14 protein-coding genes and 1 pseudogene are annotated in these 12,235 nt (G+C 60.5%); 7 read left to right on the top strand and 8 right to left on the bottom strand.

All coding sequences use genetic code 11. The annotated features are described in order from the left end of the window. Nucleotides 1–356 precede the first annotated feature (356 nt). Nucleotides 357–602, bottom strand: a complete 246-nt coding sequence (locus CYJ10_RS16545; protein ID WP_101682583.1) for a hypothetical protein — start codon at nt 600–602, stop codon at nt 357–359. Between the two features lie 186 nt (nt 603–788). On the opposite strand from CYJ10_RS16545, the gene CYJ10_RS33780 reads away from it, so the two are divergent. From CYJ10_RS33780 to CYJ10_RS16525, 4 genes and pseudogenes are all read left to right on the top strand, one after another. Continuing rightward, nucleotides 789–968: a hypothetical protein gene (locus tag CYJ10_RS33780; protein ID WP_146002056.1), complete on the top strand. Its 180-nt coding sequence runs from the start codon at nt 789–791 to the stop codon at nt 966–968. A gap of 1,008 nt (nt 969–1,976) precedes the next feature. Next, nucleotides 1,977–2,600 (top strand): nitroreductase family protein, encoded by a 624-nt coding sequence (locus CYJ10_RS16535; protein ID WP_101682581.1) that lies wholly within the window; start codon nt 1,977–1,979, stop codon nt 2,598–2,600. A gap of 41 nt (nt 2,601–2,641) precedes the next feature. Then, nucleotides 2,642–2,821 (top strand): annotated as a pseudogene (locus tag CYJ10_RS16530) (YdeI/OmpD-associated family protein); the annotation flags it as partial. 152 nt (nt 2,822–2,973) lie between these two features. Further along, entirely contained in the window at nt 2,974–3,405 is a 432-nt protein-coding gene (locus CYJ10_RS16525; protein ID WP_101682580.1) for a GNAT family N-acetyltransferase, read from the top strand. Nucleotides 3,406–3,808: 403 nt separating this feature from the next. Here the strand turns inward: CYJ10_RS16525 and CYJ10_RS16520 are convergent, their stop codons facing one another. From CYJ10_RS16520 to CYJ10_RS16500, 5 genes are all read right to left on the bottom strand, one after another. Then, nucleotides 3,809–4,654, bottom strand: a complete 846-nt coding sequence (locus CYJ10_RS16520; protein ID WP_257993367.1) for a transporter — start codon at nt 4,652–4,654, stop codon at nt 3,809–3,811. A gap of 348 nt (nt 4,655–5,002) precedes the next feature. After that, a complete protein-coding gene (locus tag CYJ10_RS16515; RefSeq protein ID WP_101682578.1) occupies nt 5,003–5,335 on the bottom strand; it encodes a DUF883 family protein in 333 nt (110 codons plus the stop codon). An 879-nt stretch (nt 5,336–6,214) separates the two neighbouring features. Beyond that, nucleotides 6,215–6,466 (bottom strand): GlsB/YeaQ/YmgE family stress response membrane protein, encoded by a 252-nt coding sequence (locus tag CYJ10_RS16510; protein WP_101682577.1) that lies wholly within the window; start codon nt 6,464–6,466, stop codon nt 6,215–6,217. A 565-nt stretch (nt 6,467–7,031) separates the two neighbouring features. Beyond that, the gene (locus CYJ10_RS16505) at nt 7,032–7,673 is read right to left on the bottom strand and encodes a DUF1109 domain-containing protein (protein WP_101682576.1); all 642 of its coding nucleotides are present in this window, start codon (nt 7,671–7,673) and stop codon (nt 7,032–7,034) included. Further along, nucleotides 7,670–8,242 (bottom strand): sigma-70 family RNA polymerase sigma factor, encoded by a 573-nt coding sequence (locus CYJ10_RS16500; protein ID WP_101682575.1) that lies wholly within the window; start codon nt 8,240–8,242, stop codon nt 7,670–7,672. Before CYJ10_RS16500 ends, CYJ10_RS16505 begins: the two co-directional genes overlap by 4 nt. Nucleotides 8,243–8,511: 269 nt before the next feature. Between CYJ10_RS16500 and CYJ10_RS16495 the strand changes: the two genes are divergently transcribed. From CYJ10_RS16495 to CYJ10_RS16485, 3 genes are all read left to right on the top strand, one after another. Then, on the top strand, nt 8,512–8,799 hold the full coding sequence (locus CYJ10_RS16495) for a pentapeptide MXKDX repeat protein (RefSeq protein WP_101682574.1): 288 nt from the start codon (nt 8,512–8,514) through the stop codon (nt 8,797–8,799). Nucleotides 8,800–8,877: 78 nt separating this feature from the next. Next, a complete protein-coding gene (locus tag CYJ10_RS16490; protein WP_101682573.1) occupies nt 8,878–9,504 on the top strand; it encodes a cytochrome b/b6 domain-containing protein in 627 nt (208 codons plus the stop codon). A 44-nt stretch (nt 9,505–9,548) separates the two neighbouring features. Continuing rightward, nucleotides 9,549–10,301 carry a molybdopterin-dependent oxidoreductase gene (locus CYJ10_RS16485; RefSeq protein WP_101682572.1) on the top strand — a complete coding sequence of 251 codons (753 nt, stop codon included), beginning with the start codon at nt 9,549–9,551 and terminating at the stop codon, nt 10,299–10,301. 373 nt (nt 10,302–10,674) lie between these two features. Here CYJ10_RS16485 and CYJ10_RS16480 read toward each other — a convergent pair whose 3' ends face one another. Beyond that, nucleotides 10,675–11,013, bottom strand: coding sequence for a hypothetical protein (locus CYJ10_RS16480; protein ID WP_101682571.1), 339 nt, complete (start codon nt 11,011–11,013; stop codon nt 10,675–10,677). A gap of 655 nt (nt 11,014–11,668) precedes the next feature. Beyond that, nucleotides 11,669–12,226, bottom strand: a complete 558-nt coding sequence (locus CYJ10_RS16475; protein WP_101682570.1) for a hypothetical protein — start codon at nt 12,224–12,226, stop codon at nt 11,669–11,671. Between the last annotated feature and the right edge of the window lie 9 nt (nt 12,227–12,235).

The following is a 12,235-nucleotide window of genomic DNA, read 5'->3' as shown; positions in this document are numbered from 1 at the left end:
ACTAGCGATGTTCGGGAAACGGCGCGACCCAGAAACGGGCTGGCTTGCGGCGCACGCCCAATGCTAGTCCCTTGGATTCACTGAGCGGCATTCCGGGGTGCGATGGCGTCAAAGGTCCGCGCCTCCTCTGCCGAATTGAACGGCTGGGACGCCCCCGTCGTGCCATCTATATGCACGACGGTGACGAACCAGCGTCCGTTGAGGGGGCCATGGATCATAAGCCGGGTGCCCGTTGTCATCGAAAGTCTCCTGAGGCGGTGATTTTCACTGCAGAGCGCGGGCTCTGCCCATGCGGCAGGCGAAATGTCGCGCATGCGGCGACAGGCGAGTGGCGCATTCTGGCTGAATCGTGCGGATCAGAGGCAATCTTCATCTGGAAACCGGAGCTGGACGCTACGCAACCGCCTGATAAGCGCGAGGTGCTCGCGGTGCGCCGACAAGTTGCCCAGCAGTACGGACAACTGGGCTGCGGCCGTGGACGAGTCATAGGCCTTTGTCTGTAGCTGCCGTATCAGCGCGATCTGGATTCGGATATGGGCGCGGCACGAGGCGGCGTGTTGCAGGCCTATCTCGTAGTGCGCGTCGAGTTGTGCCTGGTTCATGGCGACCTCGGTTTCTTGCGCGAAGGAACACACTTTCACCCTAGCCCGCTGCCTGGTACGCGACTATAGGACAATGCCGCGTCGGCACGGCAGAACAGGCGCGCCGGAGGGGCCGCGTGGCCGAGCCGCCGGGCGCGATGCTTGCTCCATCTATTGCTGTGATCTGCAGCAGATGGGAGGCGATGCATGGGCACCATTTCTCGAAGAATTGCGAGCCCCGTCATGTCGATTTTGATCGGCATCGCTGCATTTCTTACAGGGGTTGCCGTTGCTGCATTGCAGGCGCACCTGCGGCGAAATGATGCCGCAACGGCCGCTGCTGTCGCGCGGTCGCCCGAGAGGTCGGACGGCCAGTGGATGGGTTGAAGGGGGGGCGGGGACTACGGCGAAGGAAAAGGCCGGTTCTCGAGAAATTCGGCCGCTTCGTCCAGGGCCTCCTGGGCGATCCTGCGCACGTCGTCAGTGGGGCCTGCACTGAGCAACAAGGCTAGCGCTGCATAGAGGGCGTGGACGTGCTCCATCGCTTCATCCGACTCTCGCGCTTCAGTCATTTGGAGATTCACGTAAACGGTGAATGCAAATTCTATATCGCAGCGACCGGCATCATTTGGCTTGGGCCCGGGCCCAATGTTCGCGAGACCACACTGCCTGACACGGCTTGGTCTGGTATTCGCGTGGCATCGTCTGGCAGATGGTTGCTACGATGTAGAGGTCAATCCGGAAGTCGCGAGCCAGCTCGCACATCCTTTTGGCCGAAATGACCAGCACGTCGTCGCAGCGGGCAGGCGCCTGCAGTAGGGGCGCGTCGTCAGTCACAGCTAGCCGCCGGAACGGTACACAACTGTGACCCCCGCCGGCAGGTAAAGAGGATGTGCGACGGGCGGCCACTAGTGGCTGCCCATCTTCAATGAACCCCAAAGGGCAATGGCTCGCGAAAGAGGAATAACGCGCGACGCGCGAGGGTGTCTCAGCAGCTGAGGAGGGATAGGAGTCCGTTTGTCGCGTGGCCGGCAAGCGCCTGATCGCACATAAATCCGGCCGGGCAGGAAAGCGCTCAGACAGGCAAGTCGTCTCGTTCCGTGGGTCGTCACGCCGGCGCCCCCGCGGGCCGGCTCACTTCATGGCTGACAGTGGGCGCAGTGCGTAGTGTGGCGCAACCCCAAAGAGTTCCGTTGGCCAACCTCAGGCGGCAGGTCGGTAATCGGCACCCGGTGCAATGTGATTGGTGCCGCCAGAACAACGCTGTGAGCCCCTTCCCGGGCCTACCGCCAGACCAGCGCATTTCATACGATTTGTTCTGCGTCGTACCACTGCGATCGCAAAAAGACCACCTCTCTTGCGCCTCATCCACCCTCTTCGACCATAGGAATCACCATGGCCAATGCCAACGCTATCATCGAATCCCTTGTGAGTCGTCGTACCATCAGTTTGTACGACCCTGCCTTCGTCTTAGGCGACGACCAAATCCGCGAACTGGTACGAATCGCCACCACCGCACCGACATCCTTCAACTTGCAGAACTGGCGCTTCATCGCAGTGCGTACACCTGAAGCCAAGGCGCGGCTGCGGGCAGTTGGCTGGGACCAGCCCAAGATCACCGATGCGGCCGTCACGTTCATCATCTGCGGTCAGTTGGCCGACCATAGCGTACTGCCGGAGCGCTTGGCACCAGCTGTGGAGGCGGGCATCATGCCGGCGAAGGTCGCCACGGGATTCGAAGACGCCGCGCGCGGCCTGTATTTCGAGCATCCGCAACGCCAGCGCGACGAGGCGGTACGCACCGGGGCTATCGGCGCAACGGCATTGATATATGCGGCCCATGCGCAGGGCCTGGGTTCGTCGCCGATGATTGGTTTTGACGCCGACGCGTTGGCACGTGAGTTCGGCCTGGCCGATGATGAAGTACCGGTCATGCTGTTGTCCGTGGGGTCAGCGTTGCCTCAAAATTGGCCACAGAAGCCGCGCCGCCCTGTGGCAGAAGTGCTCGACTTCGCATAGCTCCATCACAGAGCCTTCATAACTGGCCACTCGATAGTGCCGACCTACAGGTGGCTTTGGACGAAAATCCGGGAGCCAAGCAGTTTTTTGCAACACCGAACAGCCGTAACCGCTATGCCATCCTGTTTCGCGTACAGAATGCCAAAAAGCCAGAAAAAAGGGCGCGTAAAATCGCGGAATTCATCAACATGCTGAACCGTGGTGAAACCCTCTATTCATAGATTTGCGCTTCTGACGGATGACTTCGGAGTGAGAGGCAGGATCCGACCAACCTATGGCGGCCTCTCGCCCCGCTCAAGAATAGAAATTTGACGGGATCGGAAATGTTCGGTTATGTGCGAGAATTGCGAGTCCACTCAATCTCAACTGATCCATGAATGCGAGTCCCCGCGCCGCTATAACCGTTCGACGGCTTTCGCCAGCCGAATGGCCGCAAGCCTTCCCTGTTATCTCTCAGTTGCGTGCGCTCGATGAGGCTGAGTTTTTCAGGCGAACCTGCCGGCAATCGTATTGCGGGTACGAGTTAGTTGGAGCGTTCAGAGACGGCGAAATTATTGGCGTTATGGGAATGCGGCCAGTCCACACGTTGGCGCGCGGGGCATATCTGCACGTTGACGATCTCGTGGTGTTAGCGGAAGCACGAGGAGGCGGCGTAGGGCATGCCTTGATGGACTATGCCGAAGCCGACGCCCGTGAACGCGACATGAATGCCATATTTCTCGATGCGAGACCAGAAGCCGTTTCGTTCTATGAGAGCCGAGACTATGCACTGCATCCCGCACCGTCAATGAAAAAGATGATTTAGTCTCGTGATTGAGGCACGATGATAGCCAAACTGGATGCGCCAGCCCAATGGCCGCTTATGGGGGTCCCTCGCGCCCAGCTTTCTGATGACATTCGCTGATCGCAACTTGCGTGGGTTCGTCCCACAACCGGGGACGCGGAGAACTTCCTGTTAGCGGAACCTCATCGATTCTTCGGAACCTCATCGATTCTTCTATATCGCTCTAACTCGGTATCGCTCGTCCTGGCATATCGTCGCCTCTGCAAGCCTCACTTTTTTCGAAGAAATACGCTCACCGTCAGCTCCACCTCAGGTAACGAAGGTCGATCAAATGGCTCTCCGCTATCGCTCGTACACGAGATGTTTCGGTGCCTTTCGCCCTTGAGGCGATCATGTTCGACATGACGCTGCGAATGCAGAACCGTTACTCAACCCAGCGATATTGCACGGTCAGCGAGATCGCCTTGTAGTCACCGCCGGCACGGGTGATCCAACCCTTGGACGCACTGATCTTGCCCGACCAATTCGCTGCGAAGGGCACAGATAGCGTCAATCCATACCGCGTATTGGTGCGACGATCGTCGTTGCGCACGCCGTCCACGGTCGTACTGCCTCCGCTATACAGGCCCGCATCGGCGGCGAGCCACAGACCTGGGCGGAATTGGTATCCGCCATGCAGTTGTGCGACCGCCAGCGGGCTCTGCTGCCGTTGCTTACTACCGAGGAATTCGTTGTTGGCGGTAAAGAACCACACACCAAAAGAACCTTCGGCGAACCAGTTGCCAAACGGCGCCGAAACCCCGACTTCTGGCTTGAATGCCCAACGGTTTGCGCCGATGTTGATGAGTCTGTCCGCATGATACTGCCCGCTCGGCGTGACTACTGTCAGGCTCGTTCCCAGGGCAGGGACCGGCGGATGCCTCGCAAATTCGGCGGGTGTCCTTGCGGCACCCCCCAGAAGGTTGACCGCGAAACGTAGATAGGCATCGCCGACCCCGGCACGATAGACGCTGTTTGGCGCGTCAAACACGTTTCCTGCGACATTGGCGCGCGAATAGGGCAGTACAACGCCAACGGAAGCCGTCCTGCCAAGCAAGTCGAAGACCTGCAGATAGCCCAAAGCAAAGATGTCGATCTTCGCTTTGACGTCTGTAATGGGCAGGGAAGGGTCGGTCAGTACATCGCCGCCCAGCCTTGCATAAGTCGCGAGCAGGAAATGCGTGCCAACCGGCGCTGCCGAATAGGCGCGCGGCTCGAGTTCCTGGGCCATGCAAGCGTCTGCGAGCGTGATAAGGCAAGGCAGCAGCCACCGGCCCCACAGCATGTACACGGCGGGCTTATCCCTCCCTGGCATCGATGCCTCCTCTTGACTGTCGCGCTATGTAGGCTCTAGAACGCTGTCATCGCGATGGCCTCTCCTATCGTGGGCGCTTGGATTTAACCAGTAGACGCCGCCGCGAGTGTGCGCTGGGTCAATGGCACGCTGCCCGGGGCAGTCACGGCATAGCAGGTTCGGCCGAGTCTTTGGAAGACGAGTATTGGCGGCATCGCAGATATCCCGTGGCTTATGCGCGACTATCACGCGGCGTTGGCTTGCTGGCGCCGAGGTGACGCATGCTTAACGGTGGCTGGCTGCCAACGCGACAATGGCGCCTGTGGTTGCGGCGATGGCGGCCACAGTTCCCATGCTCTGCCACGGATGCTCATGGACGTAGCGATCGGTAGTTCTCGCCCACGCCGTAGCTCTGGCGTGACTCTCTTCGCGCAGCGAAACAAGACGATCCTGCAGCGCGCGCCGCCGGGCCTTTAGTGCATGGCGCCCGAGACCTGTCCCTACACCGGTTTCGGCTTTCACGTCTTTGAGAAGCGCCTGCACGTCAGCTACGAGCGCATCGACGTCGCGTGCCAATGTGTCCTTGTGCATGGAAAAGTTGGATTGGATGTCGTTCATTTTGTCCTCCTATTTGCGAATTCCTCGCGGTGCGTCGTGCAGTACGACTGGCACCAGTCAAATATAGGCTTGGGTTGGCAGCGCGATATAGGAATCGGTCCGCGGATGGTGGCAAAAGGGCGGGGGCCATCTCCGCCTTGTATGGCAGAAGCAGACTGAACAACTAGAAAACGCGATCGCCTTGAAGGGTAGAGCCCAGTTGAATTGCCGGAAATGCTGTTGTATCGCAACCTGCTCTTGGCTTGAGGGCGCGAGCCAAGAGCACGTACGCGCAACCGTTGTACGTCGATGGAGTTGCCCCCAATGACTGGTGATAAATCTGTGGAAAACTCGCGCGGGCCGTTGCTGGCTGCAGGTTGGCGGCGTTGCTCAACGATTAGACAGATCCAGCTAGAGGCAGGAGAGATGCCACATAGAGCAGAGTTGGCGCATCGCGGAAGTGGATTGCGGCAGAGGGTCACAAGGCGCCTGCCAAGCCGACCGATGAGAGGTCGGAAACAGCCCAGTTGTCACGGCCTCGAGACGAATTTTGGATTAGGCAAACACACAGCAACGAAAGGTGACGCGCGCCGGCACGCTCGACGAAGTGTGCCAAAAAGGCCTCACGCGCTTTCGATACGCGGCGATGTTCTGCCCTGCACCGTGGCAGAAATCTATAGCGTTCGCTGTTGGGAAGCGGCGGACGGTCGGAGGGCGGTCCCATCGTGGGTCAATCGCCGATAGACCGAGCCCGAACGCCCTACGTGCTGCCCATATCGTGGTCAGTCGGACCGCTATCCCAAATGATTGCCAGGCGCCGAGAATGGGGGCGCCACGAATTCGGGTGAGTTCGGACGAGCCGCGGCGGCTGAATTCCTCAATGGTCGACCGGGATTGCCCCTATCCGCGTTTGATCAGTCGAACGACGAAAAGCAGAATGACAGCACCAATGACGGCTGTAATGATAGATCCAATCCAGCCGCCGCCAAGCGAAATTCCAAGCACGCCAGCCAGCCATCCTCCGATGAAGGCGCCGATGATGCCAACGATGATGTCCACTAACAGACCGAAGCCGCCACCCTTCACCAGCACGCCTGCCAGCCATCCGGCAACTGCACCAATAATAATCCAGGCAATGAGACCGTGTTCCATTGTTAATATCCTTTTGGTTTGGATTAGGGGGGTCAAATCGCTGCCTGCCTATCCCCGATACAGCACTACGAGTGAATAGTAGTTCCCTAAAAGAAACTTGGTTATAGTTTTGTGTGTCTGGGTTGCGGAAATTCCCTTAGCCTGGCGGGAGTCGCCGATAGATTGGCCAAGAACCGTTGCTGACCCGGTGAAAGTACGGACTCGACTTAATTTTCCCATCGGCCTGTCGCCTGCAGCGTCGAGATCACATACCGTCGATCATTGACAGTGTTCGAAATCGACAGCGGCAGTATCTCTAAGCGAGAGAGTCGAGCGCCAAAACCTGGGACGTGGAGTAGACGGCCACGTCGATACACAACATGCTGCGGTGCGGCATGTTGTGTGTACGGCAGGCGAAGCTGGGCGCTTAGTGCGGACGGAGGACTGGATTTCGGCCTCGGCCGGCCGTATCGCGGAGATCACGAGCCTCGACGGCGGCGCGCCGGATTCGCGAGTGGATTAGCGAACGGTGCCTGCGCAGAGCGAGGCCCGAAGCCCGAAGGGGCGTCTCCATAGGCGTGTTCAATTACCACTGAAGCAGTCGGTGACCGAGCATCGCACCGATGACAGTGGGCACCAGCATGCCAAGTACGTACCACACGCCCCAGAAGGCCACGCCCATCTCCGGGCAGTGCAGGCAGTACGCAAGCGTAGCTACGGCGCCGGACAGCAGGCCACCGACGGCGCCTGCCAGTCGCAAGCGTGTCGGCGCCAGTCCGCGCAGTGCCCAGAAGACTGCGATGAAGGCGGGCACGGACAACATCGCAATGGCGAACGGGCAAACGTTCCAAGTTTGCCCCAGTATCGCCGCCGCGCGTTCGCCAGTTGGAGTGCCGGCCAGCACATAGGCCGCGCCAAGCCAGACGGCAGCGAACGGCACTGAAATGCCCGGCCAGCAGGCACGGGTGTCCATGCCGGGACGTGCCAGTCGGGTCACCATCCACAATGCGCCAAGCAGCAACGACAGGGGCAACGCCACTTTCGCCCAGAACAGCGGGGTGACGGCGACGTCGGCCAGGTCGGCGCGGAAATGCAGCGTGCTGGCCATCAGCAGGATTGCCACCGCCGCGCCTGCGGCGATCGCGATGGCAAACCGGCGGCTGACTACGTGTTGGTCGACTGGCGTGACGCCGGTGGCAAGCATGGAAATCAGGTCGTCCGTTTTCATCGCGTTCCTCGAATTTTTGCTGCGAGCGCTTTCAGGCCGCGATGTACGCCCACCTTGACTGCCGACTCGGTCATCCCAATCATCTGCGCGGCCTCGCTGACCGATAGCCCTTCCAGCTTGACGTACACGATCGGCAGGCGCTGGCGATCCGGCAGTTGGTCAAGCAGCAGGTTCAGGTCGCGCTTTGCTTGCGCCGGCTCCAGGTCGGAAGCTGCCGAGACATCCTGTGCGGCATCCAGCGAGTCGTTCAGCGCATCGTGTCGCCCATGTGCACGAAAATGATCGGCAAGCTTGTACCGGGCGATGGCGTGTACCCATGCCGTCAGCGGTTGCCCAGGCAGGTAGGTATGGCGCGCATTGTGGACAGCCAGTAGCACCTCCTGAGTCAAGTCCTCGACGTCACCCACCTGCTGTGGGAGCCGGTTGCGGAAATAGCCGCGCAGCATCACGGCCAGTTCGGTCAGGCATTGTGCATACGCGACCTGGTCGCCCGCCAGCCCGCCGGTAAACAGATCGTGCAGGCGAGACTCCCGCCTTTTCAGCACATCCTGTTCGACAGTTCGTTCCATCGATCGCGTTGGTTACATCGGGCCACATTGATTTGCGCGAATTCTACGCTGAGGCGGCGATGGTGTGTGTTGCAAGGCGCTTCGCCGCCAACGCGTATCGGACTGCGAAGAAAATCTCCGGGCGCTGTAACCGGATACGCCGGCACGACGAATTTCTCATCAGACGCACACATTCGGTGTGAATCTGGTGCCCGCCGGTCTCGGCGCGGTGCGATGTTTCGTCAACCGGGACGCTCCCGGTCCAACGCAAAGCAACGAGAGGAATCGAGATGAACAAGACCGTAGTCGCCGTGGTTGCCACAATGTTCCTGATGGGTGGTACCGCCGTATTTGCCCAGACCGGTGGATCGATGGCCAAGGACACGATGTCCAAAGATTCGATGTCGAAGGACGCCATGTCGAAGGATGCGATGGCCAAGGACGCCATGTCCAAGGATGGTATGGCGAAGGACAACATGTCCAAGGACGGCATGTCCAAGGACAAGATGGGCAAGTCGAAGCCGCACGACAAGATGGGCAAGGAAGGCGATGCCATGTCCGGTGGCATGAGCAAGTAACGCTGGACTGGGCAAACTCGGCCGGGTACCGGTGGCGTCTGACCGCCAACGGTGCCTGGCTTTCCGAAGGAGGGCGAAATGGGACGCTCGCACGACGCTGTCGACGCTCGCGTTGCCCCAGCCAAGATCCAGCCGGGCTGGGTGCGCATCTCACACTGGCTCAATGCGCTGGCGGCTCTGGTGATGATGCTGTCTGGCTGGCGCATCTACAACGCCTCGCCAGTGTTCCCGCCATTCCGATTTCCAGGCGATATCACGCTAGGCGGCTGGCTGGGTGGCGCACTGCAATGGCACTTCGCCGCGATGTGGCTGTTGTTTTTCAACGGGATCTTCTATCTGGCGATGAATCTGGCCACGGGCCGGTTTGCGCGGAAATTCTTTCCGCTGAGGCCGCGCGCCGTGCTGGCTGACCTTATCGCCGCGCTGCGCGGCCACCTGTCCCACGCCGACCTCAGCCACTACAACGCTGTGCAGAAGCTTGCCTATCTACTGGTCATGGTGGTGCTGCTCGTGCTGGTGCTGTCGGGTATCGCCATCTGGAAACCCGTCCAGTTTCCATTGCTGCGCGAGATGATGGGCGGCTACGACTCCGCGCGCGTGGTTCATTTCTGCGCAATGTGCCTGCTCGCCGCCTTTGTCGTGCTGCACGTGTTGATGGTGGCGCTGGTGCCGCGCAGCCTGCTGACAATGATCCGCGGACGCTGATCCAACCTGGAGCATAAATCGTGAATCCAGAATCCTCCAGACCGATGGCTGTTGATCGTGAGTCATTGGCCATCGATGTGCGGCGCGAGTTGGATCTACCGTCGCGGCGTCTGTTCGGCAAGCGCATCCTCACACTGGGCGGCCTCGCCATGCTGACCGGCTGCAGTCTGACCGACGACAAATCGGTCGAGGCATTTCTCTCACGGGTGTCACGCATGAACGACCGCGTACAGGCGTGGCTCTTCGACCCGAACCGGCTCGCGCCAACCTATACCGAAGCCGACATCACGCGGCCATTCCCATTCAATGCCTTCTACGGCATCGATGAAGTCACCGTGGTGAACGGCGATGACTTTCGGCTCGAGGTGGGCGGGCTGGTGCGGCAAAAGAAAAGCTGGACCCTGGACGAGCTTTACGCGCTGCCCAAGGCCGAGCAGATCACGCGCCATATCTGCGTGGAAGGCTGGAGCGCGATCGGACGGTGGGGCGGCACGCCGTTTGCCGGTTTCCTGCAGCGCATCGGCGCCGATACCACTGCAAAGTATGTGGGGTTCCGGTGTGCCGACGACTACTACGAGAGCATCGACATGGCCACGGCGCTGCACCCGCAGACTTTGCTAACCTTCACATACGACGGCGAGCGCCTGCCGCCGAAGTACGGCTACCCGATGAAGCTGCGGATGCCTACCAAGCTTGGCTACAAAAATCCCAAGCACATCATGGAACTGTTCGTGACAAACACATTCCCAGGCGGCTATTGGGTGGACCAAGGCTACAACTGGTTCGGTGGCTCTTGAGATAGTGGCGTTTGTGCCAATCGTTTTTTGCTGCTGGCTCGCATCGGATGGCGCCATGAGGCCCCCTAGGAGCGGAGCGATGGGAGCGCAGAGCGTTCAGATTGAACCAGCAGGTGCAACGGCGGGAAAGTTTTCTCGGGATCGTTATTGAAGAAGCTTATCGGGAGGTGCCGCAACATTCGGCGCGCCCGAGGGCTCAAGCGACTCTATTCCGCTCAGCGGGACGCGCTATACGAGCAATTGCGAATGCACGATGCGGAATGACTCAATGCCGGCCTCGCGGTACCGATTCAAGGCGCTGAATCAGATCTCCAACGGGCGGGCAGTGAATGCGTCCACTGACGGACTAGTGAGAGGTAAGCGGCACTTTAACTTAAACCCGAGGCTTTCCGGGCGATGCCCCTTTGCGGCGTAGCAAATCCGTAGGACTGCCGTCCTCGCCCTCTGCGGTATCGCCTGCCACTGCCTCCCGCCCCACGAAGGTCCGCATGCCCCCATTCACGTCCAGAGCGCAGTAGCCGGTCTCCAGGAGTTCTACCAGGACGAGCCGTGGGCTGATGCCCGGCAGGGGCATGTCGGCGCTAATTTCCGTGTGATCTACCGAGTAGGGCGTGCCGAGCCAGAGCCGTACCAGAAGGGGACAGTCGGCCGGATTCTGGTTGCGGGGAAGGATCAGCGCGCGGTTGCCGCAGCGCAGCAGAAGGATGTCCATGGCCAGGGGGGCGGGGCCGGAGACGTGCCGGCCCGCAGGGACGGAAAAAGGCCCGCCACCCTCCCAGGGGGGTGGCGGGTCGCCCTAAAAGCTCGCCACCGGGGCGGCAGCTCGCTTCAATCATAGGGCACGATCGTCCGCGCGGCGGCAGTTTCGACACATCCGGGAGGTGGAGGTGAGGAGGGGGTGGCTCCGCCTTCTGGTCGCTATCGCGCCAGAAGGCCGTTGCCTAAGCTTTTCCGGCGGGGGACCGTCCCTTCCGCGCCTTGAGAGCTGTACGGCCCGACTTCTCCCCGGCGTTGGGCCGTTTTTTTGACCCGGTGCGCGAATAGTGACGGGTGTCTGTCCCAGACGCCGGGTTGTGAAGGCGCACGTCCCATGCGGATCCACGTGTCTACGCTGTCCTTGTCGGCGATCGGCGCAATTTTGCAGCCGCAGTCCTGATAGACATACTGAAACGGTCTCCGGGCGTCGCTTGGCGTCGTCGGGCATGGGGCTGCACTAGTTTGGACTGAAGGGGCCGATGCACTAAAACGGCGGCTACGCTTAAGAAGGAACGTCGAGATGGCGCTTGGCCGGCGCCCTTGCAAAGGCGAGCGTTGCCTTCGGCGCCCGGAACTTCGGGGTGAAGTGTCCAGGGGGCATGACCTTCGCGTCAATACGGCGGATTGACAACCACGTATTGCGAACCTTGCGGCTGGTACCACGTCCCGCCGCACTGTTGGTACACCATGCCGCCATAGTTGATCGGCGCGCAGTTGGGTGGCACAGATCGCACCATCGAGCCCACCACCGCGGACGTGACCGCCACAGTTGCCGTTACCGCCGCCGCCGTGGCTACCGGGTGGTAGTCGTTGTCCCAGCCACCGTGGCAGCAGCCCCCGCCTTCCACATTGACGTTCACATTTCGGTTCGAATTGACGTTGACATTGCGGTTAGCATGGACGCTATTCACGCTGGTGTTGCGCACGTTATTGGTTCGCGCATCGGCATGTCGGTTGTCGACCTGCCGGCTGGCGCCAGCGCCGCCATGCATTCCGCCACCACCGCCCGCGTGCGCCGCGGCGCGATTGCCGCCGCCGGCATGTCCACCTCCCCCATGTCCGCCACCACCACCACCGGGGCGTGCGTGCAAGGGTGAGACGTAGGTCATGACCATCAGGACGGCGATGGCCGTCCGCAGGATGGTGCCCCTTTTCTTGGCGTATCTCATGGTGGCCTC

The organism is Cupriavidus pauculus (assembly GCF_002858765.1).
Taxonomy (GTDB): Bacteria; Pseudomonadota; Gammaproteobacteria; order Burkholderiales; family Burkholderiaceae; genus Cupriavidus; species Cupriavidus pauculus_B.
Note: the sequence above shows the minus strand (reverse complement) of the source record. Positions and strands in the feature narration are given on the sequence as shown.

Bases quoted from the DNA above. Each gene is read 5' to 3' on its own strand.
- CYJ10_RS16535 (WP_101682581.1), top strand. From the start codon at position 1,977: ATGGCCAATGCCAACGCTATCATCGAATCCCTTGTGAGTCGTCGTACC.
- CYJ10_RS16505 (WP_101682576.1), bottom strand. From the start codon at position 7,673: ATGAAAACGGACGACCTGATTTCCATGCTTGCCACCGGCGTCACGCCA.
- CYJ10_RS33780 (WP_146002056.1), top strand. From the start codon at position 789: ATGGGCACCATTTCTCGAAGAATTGCGAGCCCCGTCATGTCGATTTTG.
- CYJ10_RS16545 (WP_101682583.1), bottom strand. From the start codon at position 602: ATGAACCAGGCACAACTCGACGCGCACTACGAGATAGGCCTGCAACAC.
- CYJ10_RS16495 (WP_101682574.1), top strand. From the start codon at position 8,512: ATGAACAAGACCGTAGTCGCCGTGGTTGCCACAATGTTCCTGATGGGT.
- CYJ10_RS16475 (WP_101682570.1), bottom strand. From the start codon at position 12,226: ATGAGATACGCCAAGAAAAGGGGCACCATCCTGCGGACGGCCATCGCC.
- CYJ10_RS16525 (WP_101682580.1), top strand. From the start codon at position 2,974: ATGAATGCGAGTCCCCGCGCCGCTATAACCGTTCGACGGCTTTCGCCA.
- CYJ10_RS16485 (WP_101682572.1), top strand. From the start codon at position 9,549: ATGGCTGTTGATCGTGAGTCATTGGCCATCGATGTGCGGCGCGAGTTG.
- CYJ10_RS16515 (WP_101682578.1), bottom strand. From the start codon at position 5,335: ATGAACGACATCCAATCCAACTTTTCCATGCACAAGGACACATTGGCA.
- CYJ10_RS16520 (WP_257993367.1), bottom strand. From the start codon at position 4,654: ATGGCCCAGGAACTCGAGCCGCGCGCCTATTCGGCAGCGCCGGTTGGC.
- CYJ10_RS16510 (WP_101682577.1), bottom strand. From the start codon at position 6,466: ATGGAACACGGTCTCATTGCCTGGATTATTATTGGTGCAGTTGCCGGA.
- CYJ10_RS16500 (WP_101682575.1), bottom strand. From the start codon at position 8,242: ATGGAACGAACTGTCGAACAGGATGTGCTGAAAAGGCGGGAGTCTCGC.
- CYJ10_RS16480 (WP_101682571.1), bottom strand. From the start codon at position 11,013: ATGGACATCCTTCTGCTGCGCTGCGGCAACCGCGCGCTGATCCTTCCC.
- CYJ10_RS16490 (WP_101682573.1), top strand. From the start codon at position 8,878: ATGGGACGCTCGCACGACGCTGTCGACGCTCGCGTTGCCCCAGCCAAG.